The sequence below is a fragment of the Spiroplasma citri genome (genome assembly GCF_001886855.1).
Taxonomy (GTDB): Bacteria; Bacillota_I; Bacilli_A; order Mycoplasmatales; family Mycoplasmataceae; genus Spiroplasma; species Spiroplasma citri.
In genome coordinates this window covers 1,549,667-1,567,324 of record NZ_CP013197.1, presented here as the reverse complement: position 1 = coordinate 1,567,324, position 17,658 = coordinate 1,549,667, and the positions used below count along the sequence as shown (strand labels likewise).

The window sequence follows — 17,658 nt, the reverse complement described above, 5'->3', positions numbered from 1 at the left end:
TGATGAAACAGAGCGAAATCAATTATTGAATTATCGTTTGAAAACAACACCAAGTGATATTGAACAAAAAGAAGTCTTTGGTTATAAAATTAGTGAAGAGCCTACTGGTAATGCTCCAAATGCTCCAATTAATGAACCAATACCAAGCTCTCTTAGCAAAACGGGTTTATCAATCTATGAATTTAGTTTCAGGTGATATTTTTAAATTAAATGTTCGAATTACAAATGCTATTGGGTATGTTCCAGTTGCTTTTAAAGTGATTGGTTCAAATGATGCTGATATTAGTTCGGGAAATATTTATATGAATCAAGATTCATTAGTTACAGTTATGAACCAATGGGTTAATTTAACTAAAAAAGGAAAACAATTTTTACCAAATTCTTATTATAATGTTGTTGCATCTCGAGCTAGCCCATTAGGAGTAACATTACAACCTTATCGTATTATCTCATCGTTTTCTTTAACTGATAATTATGATTTTACAATGTTTGATAATAACAAAAAGCTAGATCTTAAAAATGCTTTAGATTTAAGAACAAATTTAAAATTGTTAAATGGCCTTAATAAGATATGGCCATTTGATACTTTACGAGAAAATTATTCACAAGGAATGCGAACTGTTCGTGATGTTCTTAATGTTTTAGAGGGTTTAACAATTGCTATTGTTGCTTTAATTTTATCAGTCTTAATTGCTATGGTGCTTGATGAAAATCGCCGTACAATCTTAATTTTAAAAGTGCTTGGCTATCCAACATGAAAAATTATTACAATTGTCTTAGGCTTTTATTTATTTGCAATTATCCTAGGTTATGTCTTAAGTTATGTTATTGCCCAATTGTTATGGAATGTTATTGCTAATATTGTCTTTAAAAGTACCAGAATGTTATTAATTCTTTCCTTCTCATCGTATGTTGTTTCAATAGCAACATTAGCAATTGGCTTTATTTTGATTTCAGTAATTGGAGTAGGGATTTGAAAAATTAAAAAGAATAAATTAATAAATATTACTATGGAATAAAAAATGTTGTTTAGTTAAACAACATTTTTTAAAAATTTATTAATTTCTTACTAACTTTTTTGTTAAACTAAATATATAGTTATTATGTTAGCCTAATTTATGATAAGTAAAATTAATTGCTAGGGAAGTGGGAAAAGATAACAATGAAAAAGATATATACTTTCTGTATTATTGCAAGTTCTATTTTTGCTCAAAATCTAGCCTTTAGTCAAGTTACTAATTATTATAGTCGTAATATTCCATTCAGTTTTAATGAAAAGCAATATATTCAAACAAGAATTGAAGGGCGTGGTAATATTTCTCGTAATGCAATTAAAATTTCTAATAATAATATAGTTTATTTTGGAACTTCACAAGGAATTTATTTTTTACCTAATGATGCAACAAAAGTAAAAAAAATTAATGGGATTGATGATAATGTTATTGCTTTAACAGTTGACAAAGAAAATAATATTTATTATGCAACCGAAGATTATCAAGCATATATTTATTATAATAATGGCTCAATTGTTAAAATTGAGGGCTTAAATGATGAATTAGATGATAATCATATTACTGCTCTGGCCTTAGATAGCAATGATACTTTGTATTTAGGAACTTTTGCTGGAATTTATTATTTATTATCAGGCGCAACTAGAGTTGAAAAATTTAATGTTAATGATGAAGAAGGTACTAATAATTAATAAACTTGATGGAAAAGTTTTTGCTTTAGTTATTGACCATAACGATAATTTATATTTTACTACTAATGAAGCTAAATTTTTTTCAATTCAAAATTTAAAAATGCCTATTTTAGTTGATGAACATTAACTAAATGAATTAATTTATGCCTTTGCTGTTGATCAAGAGAATAATATTTATTTTGGTAACCATGTGTATTCAAGTATTAAAAAAGAATTAAGAAACCACGTTGGTTTATTAGATAAAACAAAGTTGTCTATTGCTATTGATACAAATAATAATATTTATTATTCAACAGTACTTGTGGGAATGTATTTTTAAAAAATAGAACAAAATAGCTTGAAAAAACTAATGTTTTTGGAACTTCTGTCCATGCCATTACTTTTGATCAAAATGATAATATTTTTATTAATAATAATAAAGGTCCTTTTATTTTTCAAGTTTACGAAGCACCTGTTGTTCCTCCTGTAGGAAAACAAAAAGATACTTTAGCTATTGAAGTTTTAGGATATGTTTTTTTAAGTTCTTCTGGTTGAATTATGTAAAATGAAGCGCAACAAATCTTTATTAATTAAATAATATAATAAAAATTACAAAAATCAACCATAAATTTAAAAAAAATTAAAAATATTTTAATTTTTCTTTTATTTTATCCATATTTAAACACACTAAAAAATAATTTATTAATTTTAATTAATAAATACATATTATTATTTTAATGACATATTTTATAATTTAATATACATTTTTAAATATTTATTGTTTATATATTCTGCAAAAACATTTCTTTAGCACTTATTCAATTTAAACACGGTCGAAGTTTTTCATTTATTACATTATTAACTACTCAATCAATTTGTTTTTGACTAACATTATTAAAATCAGTTCCAAGAGGAAATCATTTTCTAAACTCACCATTCATATTTTCAATTAAAGGTTTTTGACGAGGTTTTCCAGCATCACAAAAATATACTTGTGTTTCAGCAAATATTTCCATTTCTCGTCATTTACTAAATTCTTTACCTCTATCTGTTATTATTCCTTTAATTTTTCCAATTAAATTATTGTTTATAACAATATCTTTAAACTTTTTATCAAATTCCCTAGCAGTATGATTTTCTAATTTTATTGCAAAGTATTTTTTACTTGATTGTTCTACTAAAACTAAACAACTAGATTGATGGTTTTTTCCAACAACAGTATCCATTCCTAATCAACCAACATTAGAAACTTTATTTTCAATATCTCAAATTGACTTAAAATCAGTTAATTTACCACTATTATCAGATTTTCCTTTTGTTTTAAATTTTTTACCACTATATCGTAAATTTTCTTTTTTTTAATCCAAATTCATCTAAAGGAATTGATTTATAAAAAGTTTTAAGACAAGCAGGAAATTTAACACCAAATTTTAAAAAATAACGATAAATAAGTTCTGATGGTGAATCATAGTATTTATTAAGTCTAATTTTCATAAAATTAATCTGTTCTTCCGTAAACTTACATCTTTTATTATTCTTTTTTCTTTTCTCATAATACATTTTATCTGACTTATAAGCACTATATTCATCAGTAGTTTTAAAACGCTTAATTTCTCGTAAAATAGTACTACGATGTCTATTCAAACATTTAGCAATTGCAGAAATATTCTGTTCACCATTCTTTTTTAAAAACATTTTTGATAATAATAATTGTTTTAATTTAACCTTATCCATAAAACTTAAATGACTATACATAACATTTATATACCTTTCATTAACTTATAAAATTAATATTTAATACGAATAATTGATATATAATTGATATAAGATAAAATCAATTATATATAAAACAATAAAAAGGAGCAATATATATGAAAAATGACTTAGCATAATAGGAACAATCGGATTAACCGCAACAAGCACAACAACACTAATCAGTTGTGAAAAATCTGAAAAACCAAATAATAATGAAGAAAATAAACCGACACCAAAACCATCATATAATCCACAAAAACCACCAGAAGGTAGTAATTGAAAATTAATTTTTAATATATCAAATGAAAATTTACAAAAAGAAATTAACATTAAAAATGATAAATGATATATAGTAATAGGAAGAAACAAAAGATCTAATAGTAATATTTCTTTTATTAAAATCCTTTAACCATAACACGGAAAAAGTTTAAGATTTTAATAATACAAAATATAGCAAATGGAATTAATATAATTCACGCTTCACCTAAGAAAACCATTACCTCAGGTAAAATATTTGTTATACCTTCTTTAACTTTTCATAATGCACTAGTCAAACCCGTTCAAATAACAGTCATACCCCCAGTCATAGTTTTAGGTGTAGGTGCTGTTAAAAAATTAAACGCTGTTGTTAAATACATACATAACATTATTTATTACTCTCCTTTCTTTCAATTTCTTTTTTTCTTTTTTCTTTCCTCGAATTTGTTTAATTTTTTGATAAATTGATAAACCAATTCAAGCAAAAATACCTAATATAATAACAACACTAAATATTGTCGTTAATCAAGTTGGCATATTACATCTCCTTTCTAAAAATATTGCGGCACGCTTCGCGTGTTCGCTACGTTCAAAATAAACTATATTGAATAAATTACCGCTAATAAATTACGCGGATAATTTATTCATTTTCTTTTACATTATTAATTACTATCTTATTTACAGTATTAATAACAATATCTTTTCCATATTTAGTTATTAGGGACCACAAAATAAAATAATGTTTTTTTCAATAAAAAGTCAACTCCTTTCAAAGTTTATTTTTTGCACTTCAATTACAAAATGCATAACGCTAATAATTCTTTATATGAACCTAAAAAAGGAAGTATGCCTGTAATGGATTATCATACTACTGGGATTAGTAAAGAATTAAAAGAAATAACAGCAGTAAGATACTAGTTTAAAAGTCCTTAATTTTACAAAAAAAAGAATATTTTAAAAATATTCTCATTTTAGTATTCCCTTTTTTCAAGAAGTATGTTTTAATAAATATGTAAATAAGATACTTTTAAATTAAGCGGTTTAATGATTAACTATTTTTAAAAATAGTCTAAAATTATTGTTAAACTGGTACCTAAAATAATATTCGAGCAAATAAATTTTTTATTTGACTTTTAACAAAAATTATAATACTATGTTAATTGGTATTGTACCATAGTCATCAAAATACCATAGACAGCAACGGATTTTATTAAATCTTAATTATGTTGCCGAGGCATTATTGAGATATAGAACAATGACATGTTTTTATATTATTTAAATAATGTTTTAGGCAATTAGCCAAATGGATTAATTGCCTTTGCTTTTAAAATTATTATAGGGAGGCGAAAAATGAAGCCAGCAATGAAAATTAAAAAAGCAGTTGTTAATGAAATTGTTAATAACTTTAAAACTGCTAATTCAGCGGTTATTGTCGAATATCAAAAATTAACGGTTGCTGAATTTACAGAACTAAGAAGAATGCTTACAAAACAAGATGTAAACATTAAAGTATATAAAAATAACTTAGTAAGTTTGGCTGCTAAAGAAGCAGGATTTGCTGAATTAGACCAATTTTTAACAGGTCCTAATGCTTTTGCGTTTGGTACAGGTGAACAGATGGCTGCCGCAAAAACTTTAGCGAAATTTGCAAAAATACATCCAGCAATAAAATTAAAAGCTGGAATTTATGAGGGTAAAGTCTTAGACACAAAAGCGATTGTTGAAATTGCAGCGTTACCAACAAAAGGCGAGTTACTATCAATGTTTGGAGCAAGTTTATTATACCCATTACGTATGTTTGCAATAGCAGTTAAAGAAATTGCTAAAACAAGAAGTGGATAATTAGTTAGTTTATTCAAACATTTTATAAAAAAATCTTAATGAGGAGGAAAATATTATGGCATTATCAAAAGATGATATTATTAAAGCATTAGAAGAAATGAAATTATCAGATTTAAATGAATTAGTAAAAGCAATTGAAGATCATTTTGGTGTTGTAGCTGCCGCAGCAGTTGCTGCAGCTCCAGTAGAAGGATCAGCAGCAGCGGGGCCTTCAGAGGTTAATATTGTGTTAACAGATACAGGACCAAGTAAAGTTGCAATTATTAAATTAGTTAAAGAAATTACTGGAAAAGAATTAATGGCAGCAAAAGCGATTGTTGATAAATTACCAGCAGTAATTAAAGAAAAAGTAAAAGTAGAAGAAGCAGAAGAAATTAAAGGACAATTAGTATCATCTGGAGCTTCAGTTGATCTTAAATAATTTAATTTTCTTAAAAAAAGCAAAAATAGACCTTTGCTTTTTTTTGTAAAATATTACTGTGTAAAAATATAGGAGCAGGGAAAAATGTTAATAAATTCTTTATCTAATATCACTTTTAATAGATTTATTAACTTTATAAATAATATCTTTTCATCAATTTTTATTTGAATTTTTATTTTTTCATTATTAGTATTTTAATCCGCATTAGTTTTTTAAAAACAAAATCTATTAAAAATATTTAGTAACAATTTTACTAAACTTGCAATTATCAGCTTTATTTTTACTTGCATCCTGTAATCGAAGTGCAACAAATCAATTCTGAAAGGAGTTGATTTTTTATTGAAAAGAAACATTATTTTATTTTGCGGTCCTTAGTAATTAAGTATGGAAAAGATATTGTTATTAATACTGTAAATAAGATAGTAATTAATAATGTAAAAGAAAATGAATAAATTATCCGCGTAATTTATTAGCGGTAATTTATTCAATATAGTTTATTTTGAGCGTAGCGAACACGCGGAGCGTGACGCGATATTTAAAAATTTTGAAAGGAGATATATTATGCCAACTTGATTAACGACAATATTTAGTGTTGTTATTGTATTAGCAATTTTTCTTTATTTTGGTTTATTAATTTACCAAAAAATTCGTCAAATTCGAGGAAAGAAAAAAGATAAAAAAGAAATTGAAAGAAAGGAGAGTAATAAATAATGTTAGGTATGTATTTAACAACAGCGTTTAATTTTTTAACAGCATCTACACCTAAAACTATGTCTGAGGGTATGACTGGTATTTGAACTGGTTTATCTAGTGCATTATGAAAAGTTAAAGAAGGTATAACAAATATTTTACCTGAGATAATGGTTTTCTTAGGTGAAGCGTGAATTATATTAATTCCATTTGCTATATTTTGTATTATTAAAATCTTAAACTTTTTCCGTGTTATGGTTAAAGGATTTTAATATTTATTATAATCGATCATATATCTTAGTTAAGGCACACTAGCTTTTATGTGAATTAAATAAATAATTTTATTGTTTATTTTTACACTATATACTGTTTACAAATTTATTTTTTAATAAACTTTATTACTATCGTTAATATTGGGATAATAAAAATCTCTATTATACATATAAATTTAACTATAAATTTAACTATATTTTCTATAGTTGATAAATCTATATTGTTTATTATTCATAATATTGAGTCTGTTATGAAAAATATTTTTTTAGTAGGATTTAATAAAAATAAGAATATTTCTATTAAGGGTCATACTAGTAATAGATTTGGGAAATAAATTTTTATAATATTTTTTATAAATATACCTACTTTTTTTTAAAATTTGTGAACAGTGTATAGTGTAAAAATATCAATTTAATTATATTTAAGGTATTATTATGGTTTTCTCTCTGTATAAAAATATTTATAAATTTGTTAATTTATTAAAAATTTGAATAATAAATTTAAAAGTTATTATTAAAATTATTATTAGTGAAATAATTGTTTTAATTGGTAATACCATTCATGATAATCAAAAAATAGATGGTATTACATTTGTAAAAAATGAATTTATTATTTCTTCGATATTTTATTTCTTCTTTTTATTTAAAATAATTTATACAGAGAGAAAACCATAATAATATCAACTTAATTATAAACTTATTATTTTATATTTTAATAACTATTGTTAAAAATTAAATAGTATTTTTCAGTGTGCCAATTTTTATTATTTTTATATTTAATAATGTTTATTAACATTGTTTATTAACATTGTTTATTAAACATTAAATAAACAATATATTAGCATTATATATAACATTGTTAATAATCAGTGTTTATTACAATTAAAAAACATTATATAAACATTATTTATAACATTGTTTATTAAACAAATATTTATATTATTAAATATTTAGTTAGGAGATTATATATTATGGATATGAAATTTTGAACAACTAAGGAATATAAAAAAATAAAGAGAGATTTTATTATTAGGAATTTTGCTTTTGGTTTTTGTTATTTTTTATTTTTAATTTCTTTTATTATGTGTATTGTTTGTTTTATTATTTCCATAAATTTTGAAGTAGAAATAATTTTGGTTATTTTATTTCCTTTTTTACTTTTAATTTTATCAGTTTGGAATTTATTTGATTTAATTATGGAGCATATATCAGAAATTAAGCGATTTAAAGTTACAGTATTAAAGAAACAAATAGAAGAGTTAGAAGGTAAAATGCTAAGAGGATTAAGAGTAGGAGTTGATAAAATTGAGTAATTTTGTTAAGAAAAATCATAATGTAGAAAATTATTTTATTAGTAAGGAATTTATCCCTTTTACAACAGAAAAAGCAAGTTTTATTAATTTACCTAATCATAATCGTCATATTGGTTTTTGATTGAGTAATAAGTTTATTTATCCGAGTGAAAAACATTTGGAACAAGTAGCAATCGGTTTGATTTATGATAATTATTATTCTATTGTAAAATATGATGAAAATTTAAAGCGTAATATTTGAAAATATTTAACTGGAACAGAATTAATCAATTTATATAATCAATATAAACAAAATTATTTTACTAAAATGAAAAAAGCGTTATTTTCAAGTGAACCTAAAAAAGTAAAAGCAAATAATAACAATAATAATTTAACAAATTGAAGTGTTGAAAAAGAACAAGAATTAATTAATGATTTGAAAGACTTAAATTAAATGAGTTTATATGATTATTGAGTTCAATTTGTTAGTTATATTATTGGTGCAAATGCCCCTGAGTTTTTATATGTTATATCGTTTGTGTTATTTATTGTTTTGTTTTTTGGAATGTTTTTTAAACTTATTCAAAAAATATGGAGTTTTTAAAAATGCAAAATGATTGAATTAAATTAAAAGAGTTTTTTATTCATATATTTTTGTTTATCGATAAAACGAATGTTGAAAGTATTACAATGTGGAATTTAACGCAAAATGAATATTTAACCTTGATGGTTGGTGTTTGAGTTGTGATTTTGTTTTTAACTTGGTTTTTCTTGTGAATGGTTTTTAAGATAGTTGGGTATTTTAAATAATGAAAAAATTTATATTTTTCTTTAAAAACTATTGTTATATTAGTGGTTCAATGCTTTTGTTTAGTTTAATTGATTTATTACTTTGGTTAATTTCTTTGTATTGTGTTGGTTTAGTATTTTGAATATTATTTGCTTTGCAATGTGTATATTTTGTGTGATGATTGTGAAAAAATATTTTTTATCAGTTAAATTCTTTTGGGTTAGTAAATTTTGTTTGAGATAATCCGTTATCGGTAATTATTGGTAAGTTAGGAACTGGTAAAACATTACTTTTAACTTATTTATCGCAAACTATGAAATTATTGACAGATGAAATTTATAGTAATTATCCCTTAGAAGATGATAAAGTTAAAGTTTTAACATTTAAAAATTTAGATTTTACTGATAGAACAAAACCCGTTCCCCTAGATGATAGTGTTATTTTATTTGATGAAAGTTATTTATATATTGACGGAACTAGTCCTCACGATGAAAAAAAAGTTCATAGTGGTAAAATACCGTGAATTGTTTTAGCGAGACATTTTGGACATCGTGCGTTGTTTACTGCTCAGCGTGAGGGTATGATTTGAAATAATATTCGCCAGTTAGCAAGTGGAATTATTATTCCAATTTCATTGAAAAAACCAGTTATTAAGAAAGGGTTTAATTTTTTTAATCGTTTCTTTATTATGCGAATTGGTATTTTTCAAGATATAACGGATTATGAAATTTGAAAAACAAAATCAGTAGAACGAACAGCAGAAGGTAAAAGAGTAAAACATAAGTCGGATGTTGGGTTAGGAATTCGGTTTTTTAAAATAATTATTCCCCTTGAATTCGCTAATAAGTATGATAGTCAATGGTTAAAGTTTGTGCGTGATTTAAAGAATGATGAAATTGTTAATAAAAAAGAATATTATTGGTCGGAAATCACAAAATTAAGTGTTAAAGAACGATTGGAGTTATTTGATATTGATATTTTGAAAAAGAATTTAAAACCTAAAAAAGAGAAAGGAAATGGTAAAGATGATTAATTTATTAGTTGAAAATAATAATAGTAATTGAGACAAGATTTTTAGTTTTGTTTTTGATATATTTTTGTTTATTTTTGATGTAATTTGAAATACAAAATTACCGATGACAAATACGTCAATTGCTTATTTTTTAATCTTTTTTATGGTTATTAAGTTATCGATTTATGCAATTCACGGGACATCAACACAATATAATAATTTAGGTTCAACAGTTAATAATGGTGTTTCACAAGTATATTCTTCAACAGTTCGCGGTGTTTCTGATACTAAACAAGGTATGCAAAAACATATTAAAGAGCGTAAACAATTTAAAATTAATCGTAATAAAAAACAATTATCAAGTTTAGCAAAACAAGCAAAAACAAGAGAACAAGGATATAGGAGAGTGCATAAGTAATGATTAAATTAGTTTTATTGGTGGCGGCGATTGCGATATTTGGAACTGGTTTTATTACTGTTATTATTAATCAATTTACATCAGCAAAAAATATTATTATGGATTTATATAATTCTGATACTTGGTTGATTTGATTATTTGGTAGAATGGCAGTTTTGTTTAGTCATCCGTTAATGTTAACAATATCGAGTTTATATATTGTTGGGTTTATTGTTTCAAAAACATTGTATAGTTAGGAGTTGAGTTTATGAAAAAATCGTTATCTTTATTTGCCATATTTATTTTAACTTTTTTGGGTTTGGTTATTCCATTTATTACTTTAACGGCGTTTAGACCCTTAAATGAGGAGCAATATACGCTTAAACAAGAAAGTAGTACTGGTAAAGGTATTAATGAAACTGATTTTATTAATACAATGTTTTTACGCAGTAGTTTTTTTGAAAATTGGTCGGAAACAAATTATTTTATTAATCCAACTTTAAAAACATCAAAAAATTTATTGTTTAATGATAAATGGTATTTAGATTTTTTACAAGATAGTTATTCAACCGGAGTTGTTTATGATAAACCTGGTGAAATATTTTTGAATTATTATCGACAATGACATAGTTTAAAAAATAAGTATATGGTTGAAAAATTTTATGATGTTAAAAAAGAGAATTTTTTGAATGATTTAACTGATTTTATTTATGCTTTTGCTGTAAAATATAAGATGTTTGATGTATCGAAAGAAATTGTGGAAAATGTTGACCGTTATAAAGAAAATCATTATCCAAGAGTTAAGTTAAACCAAGATAATTGAAAATTAATTGATAAAAATAATTTTGATAATGAATTTAGTACAAAAAATAATAAATCATATTTATTTCTTAATTTATTTGATGTAGGTAGATATGGTATATATTTAGCAAAAAATAATGGTAATATATCACAAAAAAGAAATAATATTTGATATTTAGAAACATATAATCCAAAAGATTTCGTAATGTTTAACACTGCAAATATAAAATCACTTTATCGTTGAGATGGGGATAGTGAACCACAATTACCAACTATCGACAAAAACACCGGTGAAATTACTGACTGAAATAGTTATCAACAAACTCGCGTAAAAGAATTTATTGGTTTGTCTTTATATTCTGTTTTGCAAGAAAATATTAGGGTTCAGCAAGGCGGAAGTGCTGATTATGAAAATCCGAATAAGGTTGGTACAAAGCGGATAATTTTTGATTTTGAGACGGTTGATGAGTTGGATGTTAAAAATATTAAAAAAGCAATTTATCGGATGATTTTGACTGTTGATGAAGCAAATTTAATTATTTCTGGTAGTTTAGAGTTAAATAATATTAATAATGATGATTTAAGTTTTAATTTTAGTTTTATGCGAACGGGAATGGGTGAGGTTTTTAATTTTAATGGTTCAATTTATTCATCATTAAATAGTAAAGATTTAAAGTATTATCAACAGTTTAGCGGTCAGTTTGATTTATCTAAGTTTTTACAGTCGTTTTTTGCAAGTGCATTGGTGCCAGTGTTTCAAAATCGTAGTTCTTTTATTGAAAATGGATATATTGATAATTTACAATATGATACTGTTTTAGTTAACTTTTTTGCGTTGAAATTACAAAATTTTAATAATATTTTGTTGAGTGAAAATATTAACGATAAATTACAATTTGATAAATTATTAAATAGTATGTTTAAGATTTCACAGAAATTTTATACTAATTATTTACGTACGATTTTTGATTTAGAAAATAATACTTATGTTCAAGGTTATAATAAAAAATATGGTTTGTTAGTAAATAATGGTTTTAAAATTTACCCACGATATTTTTATTTTTCTGATAAATATAAGCAATTAGATATTAAATTATATTCAGCATTTAAAAATCGGTTTTATACCATTAATAATTATGGTAGTGTTTTTAATTATGATTTTTCGGTTGCTAATAATTATAATATTAAGTTAAATTCCGGTTATGTTTTTGGAGGTAATTTACAAAATAAATATGGTTTGCAATATAAAAAAATTGAAGAACAAAAAATCGGTTATAATGTTTTTGAATTACAAGCACAAAAAGAAAATGATATGTACCGATATTATGATTTTAATTTTGGGATTTATAATTGACAAGAAATTAATAATGGTGGGTTGTTCCCCGATAAGCAATGATTTCAAGTGCAATATATAACTCCTAAAGGTTGATGAGATTTAGAAACTCATATTAAAAATGCGGTGATTTGAATTGTTAATACTATTCCGGGAGTTAAACAAGTTAACGAATTAGCGAGTGGTGTTGGTAAGGTTTTTGAAGCAGTATATATTTTTTTTAGTCAAATATTTGAGGTATGAAAATTTAATCCAGCATTGTATAGTACAATAACAAATATCTTTTTATTAATTATTTTTATGAAATTTGTGCGATTAATATAAAAAAGGAACTGTTATTCAGTTCCTTTTTGTTCTTTTCAGTCAGTAATTTCACCGGTGTTTTTGTCGATAGTTGGTAATTGTGGTTCACTATCCCCATCTCAACGATAAAGTGATTTTATATTTGCAGTGTTAAACATTACGAAATCTTTTGGATTATATGTTTCTAAATATCAAATATTATTTCTTTTTTGTGATATATTACCATTATTTTTTGCTAAATATATACCATATTTACCTACATCAAATAAATTAAGAAATAAATATGATTTATTATTTTTTGTACTAAATTCATTATCAAAATTATTTTTATCAATTAATTTTCAATTACTATCTTTTTGTGCTTGTTGTGGATTATATTGTGGTTCTGGTGTCGGTTTATTTTCTTCATTATTATTTGGTTTTTTAGATTTTTCACAACTGATTAGTGTTGTTGTGCTTGTTGCGGTTAATCCGATTGTTCCTATTATGCTAAGTCATTTTTTCATATATATTGCTCCTTTTTATTGTTTTATATATAATTGTTTTTATCACATATCAATTATATATCAATTATTCGTATTAAATATTAATTTTATAAGTTAATGAAAGGTATATAAATGTTATGTATAGTCATTTAAGTTTTATGGATAAAGTTAAATTAGAACAATTATTATTATCAAAAATGTTTTTAAAAAATAATGGTGAACAGAATATTTCTGCAATCGCTAAATGTTTGAATAGACATCGTAGTACTATTTTACGAGAAATTAAGCGTTTTAAAACTACTGATGAATATAGTGCTTATAAGTCAGATAAAATGTATTATAAGAAAAGAAAAAAGAATAATAAAAGATGTAAATTTACGGAAGAACAGATTAATTTTATTCAAATTAGATTTAATAAATATCACGATTCACCGTCAGAACTTATTTATCGTTATTTTTTAAAATTTGGTGTTAAATTTCCGGTTTGTGTTAAAACATTGTATAAATGAATTCGTTTAGGTTTTTATGGTTTTTTAAAACAGAATTTGCGACATCGTGGAAAAAAATATAAAACAAAAGGAAAATCTGATAATCGTGGTAAATTAACTGATTTTAAGTCAATTTGAGATATTGAAAATAAAGTTTCTAATGTTGGATGATTTGAAATGGATACTGTTGTTGGAAAAGAACATTTATCTAGTTGTTTAGTTTTAGTAGAACAATCAAGTAGAAAATATTTTGCAATAAAATTTGAAAATCATACTGCTATGGAAGTTCTAGTAAAATTTAAAGAGATGGTTATAAATAATAATTTAATGGGTAAAATGAAAGGAATAATAACAGATAGAGGTAAAGAATTTAGTAAATGACGAGAAATGGAAATATTTGCTGAAACACAAGTTTATTTTTGTGATGCTGGTAAACCTCGTCAAAAACCTTTAATTGAAAAAATAAATGGTGAATTAAGACATTGATTTCCTCCTGGAACTGATTTTAATAAGGTTAGTCAGAAACGATTAGATTGAGTAGTTAATGATGTAATAAATGAAAAATTAAGGCCTGTTCTGAATTGAAGAACAGCAAAAGATGTATTTATAGATAATTTTAGATAAGTTTATTATATTTTAATTAATTAATAATATGTAAATTAATTCATAAAATATGTCAAAAATGTATATTAAATTATAAAATATGTCATTAAAATAACAAAATATGTCATTAAAATAATAAAATATGTATTTATTAATTAAAATTTAATAAATTCTTTTTTAGTGTGTTTAAATGTGAATAAATTAAAAGAAAAATTAAAATTATTTTTATTTTTTTTAATTTATGGTTGATTTTTTTAATTTTTATTATATTATTTAATTAATAAAGATTTGTTGCACTTCATTTTACACGTTTCACAACAAAAACAAAATATTTTAATTTTATTGTCTTATTTAATAAATTAATTGTTATTTTCTTTTTAATTATTTTTGATGCATTTTTAAAAACAGAAAACAACTCATTTCATTTAAGTTTATGAGTGATTGGTTATGGAAGTTTAATTAGTACTATTGTAATTAACAATAATGCAATGGAAGTAAAGCAAATTTTTCGGAGATTATCTTTTGGTTTTATTTTGTTATTATTGTGTTTAATTTTAAATTTATATTTTATTGAAAATAAAAATGATATTAAATTATCAATAATTTTTAAAAATATTTTTATGATTATTTTACTTTGAATTTATGTTTGAAATGTTGTTTTGATAAATAAAAACAATACTAAAACACAGAATAAAAAAAGAACAATGAGGATTTAAATTTTTTTGTTTTAGTAATTAAAAATAATTGTTTGATCATGGATAAACCAATTAAATATACAACAATTTTTATTAAAATGTTTATAAGCGGGTAATTAAAATTTAATGTTATCTGCTGACTTTTAAATTAATGATTTTTATAAAAATTTAATAAATATAAAAGGAGTGAAGGAAATGAAAAAATTACTTTCTATACTAGGATCTACAACTTTAATGTCAGCAAGTATGCTGGGAGTAGTTTCTTGTGCAAAAGGAAAAAATAGTCAAAATGATGATTATTTTGATAGTGAACTTAATAAGATCGACCCGACAATTCGAAATTTAGTTAAATATACTAGTACAATTGCTAAAATTTTAATTGCTAGTCGTCATGAAAATATGAATACTTATGGGTTTCCGACATTACAATATTTCTTAAATAATGTTGGAAGAAACTTAAAAGGAGTTTTTACTACTAAAAGTGTAAAAGAAATTAAAATTAAAGATTATGTTGAAGAATATAAAAAATTAAATAATCTTTATTATAATCCTTGAAGAGCAACGGATAGTACTTATCAACCAGAACGAAATATTTATAATTTAATGTCATCAATTGTTGCAATGAGTGATTTTTCAAAATGAAATACAGAAGCTAACCAAGGACATCCTAGCAATAAAACAGATGCATCAGGGCGTTATAAAGATTTTGTTGCAAATCCAAATTTAGCATGAGCTCAATATGATACTGGAGCTTTAGCAAATACATTATCACAAAAATCAGAATCAGTTCTTAATTATATTAAGAGAACTGCCGGTTGAAGTAATTATTATGATTCATCATGAGGTCCTTATGTATCAAATATTTTATATCATAATTCACTTTTAACACCGCCAACAAAGTCAACATTGTCTTATAACGATGGTGGTGAAGAAATTAAATTTGGAAAGAGTGTGGCGAACCAATCAAGTTCATTATATGATTTATTTGGTTTAAAATATTTTGATGAAGCAATTACCATGTTAGGTCAATTTGGGCCGGGATTAGAATTACCAGTTTTATATTCATTAGCACAGTTATTACCATTTATTCAAAATAATCGTTCTGGCGAAAAAACTGCAGGAATTTTCTTAGCAGCACCATTTTTTATTTTAATGCAAATAAAAAATCAGTTTTTTGACAGTTCAGGTAATGTTAAATTGGACAGTCCATTATTAGAAATATTTAGTCGTTATACGATTGAAAATACGGTTCTTAAAGTTGAACATCAAAGTGATGGTGAAGTGGCTGAACCTGATAAAACAATTAAAAATATGAAACTTTATGATATTTTTAGCAGTCCAGTTGTGGCAAAATCTCTGAGCATAATTTTGCAAGAGGAGAAGCAATATTTAGATTTAACAAGTGATAATAAAGAACATAAAAATGCCTTTTTAAAATGGTATTCTGTTTTAGGAAACTGATTTACAGAAGCTTTAGCAAAAGAAGGTTCAAACTTTGGTGTCCAAAAATTTAACCGTATAATGTCAAAGACAGTTTATGAAGGTCTTTTAAAATTCCAAGGCTTAATTGGGAATTTTTCTGAAGATAGTGTTGTTGCTTTAATTCGAACATTATTGCAAATGTTGAACGGACCAAATTTTGATTTGTTTAATTTATTAAAAGGAATTGCGGGGTTAGCAAATTGATTTTACACTAGTGATAGTGAAGGACATTATAAATTAAATAATAATAATGTTAAAACAATTGATAATGTTTATAATGAAGGACCGAAAAAAAGCGGTTTTAAAGAGGACTTAATGTCAGTTGATCCTAATAGCGAATATGCTAAGTTTATTTTAAATAGTTATGGTTTTGTTGATGAAACAGGTCAATATAAACAAGGATCATTATTTGATGTCATTAATACTTGAGCGCATGGAGGTAATAATACGTATCCTGATTATGAATCAATGCATAAATTTATTACACAAATATTAGATTCAGAAAATGGTTATATTGGTGAATTAACAAATCAAGTTAATAAAGTAATGGCCGAGGATTGATTTGATAATATCTTTTTAGATCGAAAATGATATATTACAGCCTCAGGAACTGGCGTAGATGGTTCAAAATTAGGTGCAATTGTAACTGATGGTTCTGTAACTGGTGTTCGTTACCAATTAGATTATTATGGCCCCAAAGATGCTTCAACTAAATTAGAACGTCATAAAAAACCATTAGGATATACTGATCCTGCTTCAGGAAATTCTCCTTCATATGTTGAACAAGAAAAAGACCCAAAACAACGTCATAATATTGCACCAGAGGGCGAAACATGAAATAGTAAAGACTGAGTTGATTATGATGGACAGGGCAATGAATATTTAACAAATAGTGATAAAATTAAATATAGTTATGTTGTTGAATTTAATAACCAAGCTCGTTTTTTATATAATCCAAGGATTAAAGATGATTTAACAAAAAATTCATATTTATTAAGTGACTTTGTTTGATACTATAACAATACTCGTTATTATTAATAGTTAATTGAAAAAAGAGG

The 17,658-nt window shown here is 24.3% G+C and carries 25 protein-coding genes, 1 pseudogene and 1 other annotated feature; of the genes and pseudogenes, 21 read left to right on the top strand and 5 right to left on the bottom strand.

Annotated features, from left to right (window positions below; all coding sequences use genetic code 4):
• Nucleotides 1-25: 25 nt before the first annotated feature.
• The 4 genes from SCITRI_RS11925 to SCITRI_RS11910 all read left to right on the top strand — a co-directional run bounded on the left by SCITRI_RS11925 (nucleotide 26) and on the right by SCITRI_RS11910 (nucleotide 1,829).
• Nucleotides 26-205, top strand: coding sequence for a hypothetical protein (locus tag SCITRI_RS11925; protein WP_237237963.1), 180 nt, complete (start codon nucleotides 26-28; stop codon nucleotides 203-205).
• The gene (locus SCITRI_RS11920) at nucleotides 177-1,019 is read left to right on the top strand and encodes an FtsX-like permease family protein (RefSeq protein ID WP_237237962.1); all 843 of its coding nucleotides are present in this window, start codon (nucleotides 177-179) and stop codon (nucleotides 1,017-1,019) included. The genes SCITRI_RS11925 and SCITRI_RS11920 overlap by 29 nt, the downstream gene beginning before the upstream one ends.
• A 143-nt stretch (nucleotides 1,020-1,162) precedes the next feature.
• Nucleotides 1,163-1,702 (top strand): two-component regulator propeller domain-containing protein, encoded by a 540-nt coding sequence (locus tag SCITRI_RS11915; RefSeq protein WP_237237961.1) that lies wholly within the window; start codon nucleotides 1,163-1,165, stop codon nucleotides 1,700-1,702.
• Nucleotides 1,671-1,829 carry a hypothetical protein gene (locus SCITRI_RS11910; protein WP_237237960.1) on the top strand — a complete coding sequence of 53 codons (159 nt, stop codon included), beginning with the start codon at nucleotides 1,671-1,673 and terminating at the stop codon, nucleotides 1,827-1,829. Before SCITRI_RS11915 ends, SCITRI_RS11910 begins: the two co-directional genes overlap by 32 nt.
• A gap of 634 nt (nucleotides 1,830-2,463) precedes the next feature.
• On the opposite strand, the pseudogene SCITRI_RS09165 reads toward SCITRI_RS11910, so the two are convergent.
• Nucleotides 2,464-3,436: pseudogene (locus SCITRI_RS09165) on the bottom strand (IS30 family transposase).
• A 52-nt stretch (nucleotides 3,437-3,488) separates the two neighbouring features.
• Here SCITRI_RS09165 and SCITRI_RS09160 point away from each other — a divergent pair.
• Nucleotides 3,489-3,845, top strand: coding sequence for a lipoprotein (locus SCITRI_RS09160; RefSeq protein ID WP_071938020.1), 357 nt, complete (start codon nucleotides 3,489-3,491; stop codon nucleotides 3,843-3,845).
• Here the strand turns inward: SCITRI_RS09160 and SCITRI_RS09155 are convergent.
• From SCITRI_RS09155 to SCITRI_RS12245, 3 genes are all read right to left on the bottom strand, one after another.
• Nucleotides 3,832-4,083, bottom strand: coding sequence for a hypothetical protein (locus tag SCITRI_RS09155; RefSeq protein WP_071938019.1), 252 nt, complete (start codon nucleotides 4,081-4,083; stop codon nucleotides 3,832-3,834). The two genes, SCITRI_RS09160 and SCITRI_RS09155, sit on opposite strands and share 14 nt — an antisense overlap.
• A complete protein-coding gene (locus SCITRI_RS09150; protein ID WP_147077704.1) occupies nucleotides 4,052-4,231 on the bottom strand; it encodes a hypothetical protein in 180 nt (59 codons plus the stop codon). The genes SCITRI_RS09155 and SCITRI_RS09150 overlap by 32 nt, the downstream gene beginning before the upstream one ends.
• Before the next feature lie 103 nt (nucleotides 4,232-4,334).
• Entirely contained in the window at nucleotides 4,335-4,457 is a 123-nt protein-coding gene (locus tag SCITRI_RS12245; RefSeq protein WP_257785681.1) for a hypothetical protein, read from the bottom strand.
• Between the two features lie 407 nt (nucleotides 4,458-4,864).
• Nucleotides 4,865-4,972: a sequence feature (ribosomal protein L10 leader region), on the top strand.
• A 72-nt stretch (nucleotides 4,973-5,044) separates the two neighbouring features.
• On the opposite strand from SCITRI_RS12245, the gene rplJ reads away from it, so the two are divergent.
• From rplJ to SCITRI_RS09090, 13 genes are all read left to right on the top strand, one after another.
• Nucleotides 5,045-5,536, top strand: coding sequence for a 50S ribosomal protein L10 (gene rplJ / locus SCITRI_RS09145; protein WP_071938018.1), 492 nt, complete (start codon nucleotides 5,045-5,047; stop codon nucleotides 5,534-5,536).
• Between the two features lie 55 nt (nucleotides 5,537-5,591).
• Complete coding sequence (rplL, locus tag SCITRI_RS09140) at nucleotides 5,592-5,957, top strand: 50S ribosomal protein L7/L12 (protein WP_071938017.1); 366 nt, start codon at nucleotides 5,592-5,594, stop codon at nucleotides 5,955-5,957.
• A 302-nt stretch (nucleotides 5,958-6,259) separates the two neighbouring features.
• Nucleotides 6,260-6,409, top strand: a complete 150-nt coding sequence (locus SCITRI_RS10425) for a hypothetical protein (protein WP_155522075.1) — start codon at nucleotides 6,260-6,262, stop codon at nucleotides 6,407-6,409.
• A 109-nt stretch (nucleotides 6,410-6,518) separates the two neighbouring features.
• Entirely contained in the window at nucleotides 6,519-6,668 is a 150-nt protein-coding gene (locus SCITRI_RS09135) for a hypothetical protein (protein ID WP_015979229.1), read from the top strand.
• The gene (locus tag SCITRI_RS09130) at nucleotides 6,668-6,919 is read left to right on the top strand and encodes a hypothetical protein (protein WP_015979230.1); all 252 of its coding nucleotides are present in this window, start codon (nucleotides 6,668-6,670) and stop codon (nucleotides 6,917-6,919) included. The genes SCITRI_RS09135 and SCITRI_RS09130 overlap by 1 nt, the downstream gene beginning before the upstream one ends.
• Nucleotides 6,920-7,354: 435 nt before the next feature.
• Nucleotides 7,355-7,594 (top strand): hypothetical protein, encoded by a 240-nt coding sequence (locus SCITRI_RS09125; RefSeq protein WP_015979231.1) that lies wholly within the window; start codon nucleotides 7,355-7,357, stop codon nucleotides 7,592-7,594.
• Nucleotides 7,595-7,890: 296 nt separating this feature from the next.
• Nucleotides 7,891-8,232, top strand: a complete 342-nt coding sequence (locus SCITRI_RS09120) for a hypothetical protein (RefSeq protein WP_015979232.1) — start codon at nucleotides 7,891-7,893, stop codon at nucleotides 8,230-8,232.
• Complete coding sequence (locus SCITRI_RS09115) at nucleotides 8,225-8,665, top strand: DUF3627 domain-containing protein (protein WP_084566904.1); 441 nt, start codon at nucleotides 8,225-8,227, stop codon at nucleotides 8,663-8,665. Before SCITRI_RS09120 ends, SCITRI_RS09115 begins: the two co-directional genes overlap by 8 nt.
• 152 nt (nucleotides 8,666-8,817) lie before the next feature.
• The gene (locus tag SCITRI_RS09110) at nucleotides 8,818-9,021 is read left to right on the top strand and encodes a DUF2649 domain-containing protein (RefSeq protein ID WP_071890543.1); all 204 of its coding nucleotides are present in this window, start codon (nucleotides 8,818-8,820) and stop codon (nucleotides 9,019-9,021) included.
• Nucleotides 9,021-10,034 carry a hypothetical protein gene (locus SCITRI_RS09105; RefSeq protein ID WP_071890544.1) on the top strand — a complete coding sequence of 338 codons (1,014 nt, stop codon included), beginning with the start codon at nucleotides 9,021-9,023 and terminating at the stop codon, nucleotides 10,032-10,034. The genes SCITRI_RS09110 and SCITRI_RS09105 overlap by 1 nt, the downstream gene beginning before the upstream one ends.
• On the top strand, nucleotides 10,027-10,431 hold the full coding sequence (locus SCITRI_RS09100; protein ID WP_015979226.1) for a hypothetical protein: 405 nt from the start codon (nucleotides 10,027-10,029) through the stop codon (nucleotides 10,429-10,431). The genes SCITRI_RS09105 and SCITRI_RS09100 overlap by 8 nt, the downstream gene beginning before the upstream one ends.
• Nucleotides 10,431-10,667 (top strand): hypothetical protein, encoded by a 237-nt coding sequence (locus tag SCITRI_RS09095; protein ID WP_015967964.1) that lies wholly within the window; start codon nucleotides 10,431-10,433, stop codon nucleotides 10,665-10,667. The genes SCITRI_RS09100 and SCITRI_RS09095 overlap by 1 nt, the downstream gene beginning before the upstream one ends.
• 11 nt (nucleotides 10,668-10,678) lie before the next feature.
• Nucleotides 10,679-12,868: a spiroplasma phage ORF1-like family protein gene (locus SCITRI_RS09090; protein ID WP_071892025.1), complete on the top strand. Its 2,190-nt coding sequence runs from the start codon at nucleotides 10,679-10,681 to the stop codon at nucleotides 12,866-12,868.
• Nucleotides 12,869-12,879: 11 nt separating this feature from the next.
• Here SCITRI_RS09090 and SCITRI_RS10865 read toward each other — a convergent pair whose 3' ends face one another.
• The gene (locus SCITRI_RS10865; protein WP_071936911.1) at nucleotides 12,880-13,353 is read right to left on the bottom strand and encodes a lipoprotein; all 474 of its coding nucleotides are present in this window, start codon (nucleotides 13,351-13,353) and stop codon (nucleotides 12,880-12,882) included.
• Nucleotides 13,354-13,469: 116 nt separating this feature from the next.
• On the opposite strand from SCITRI_RS10865, the gene SCITRI_RS09080 reads away from it, so the two are divergent.
• The 3 genes from SCITRI_RS09080 (at nucleotide 13,470) to SCITRI_RS09070 (ending at nucleotide 17,638) form a co-directional block, all read left to right on the top strand.
• Entirely contained in the window at nucleotides 13,470-14,444 is a 975-nt protein-coding gene (locus SCITRI_RS09080; protein ID WP_071936912.1) for an IS30 family transposase, read from the top strand.
• Between the two features lie 416 nt (nucleotides 14,445-14,860).
• Nucleotides 14,861-15,139, top strand: a complete 279-nt coding sequence (locus SCITRI_RS11905) for a hypothetical protein (protein ID WP_237237959.1) — start codon at nucleotides 14,861-14,863, stop codon at nucleotides 15,137-15,139.
• A gap of 174 nt (nucleotides 15,140-15,313) precedes the next feature.
• Entirely contained in the window at nucleotides 15,314-17,638 is a 2,325-nt protein-coding gene (locus SCITRI_RS09070) for a hypothetical protein (protein ID WP_071938016.1), read from the top strand.
• Nucleotides 17,639-17,658: the final 20 nt, after the last annotated feature.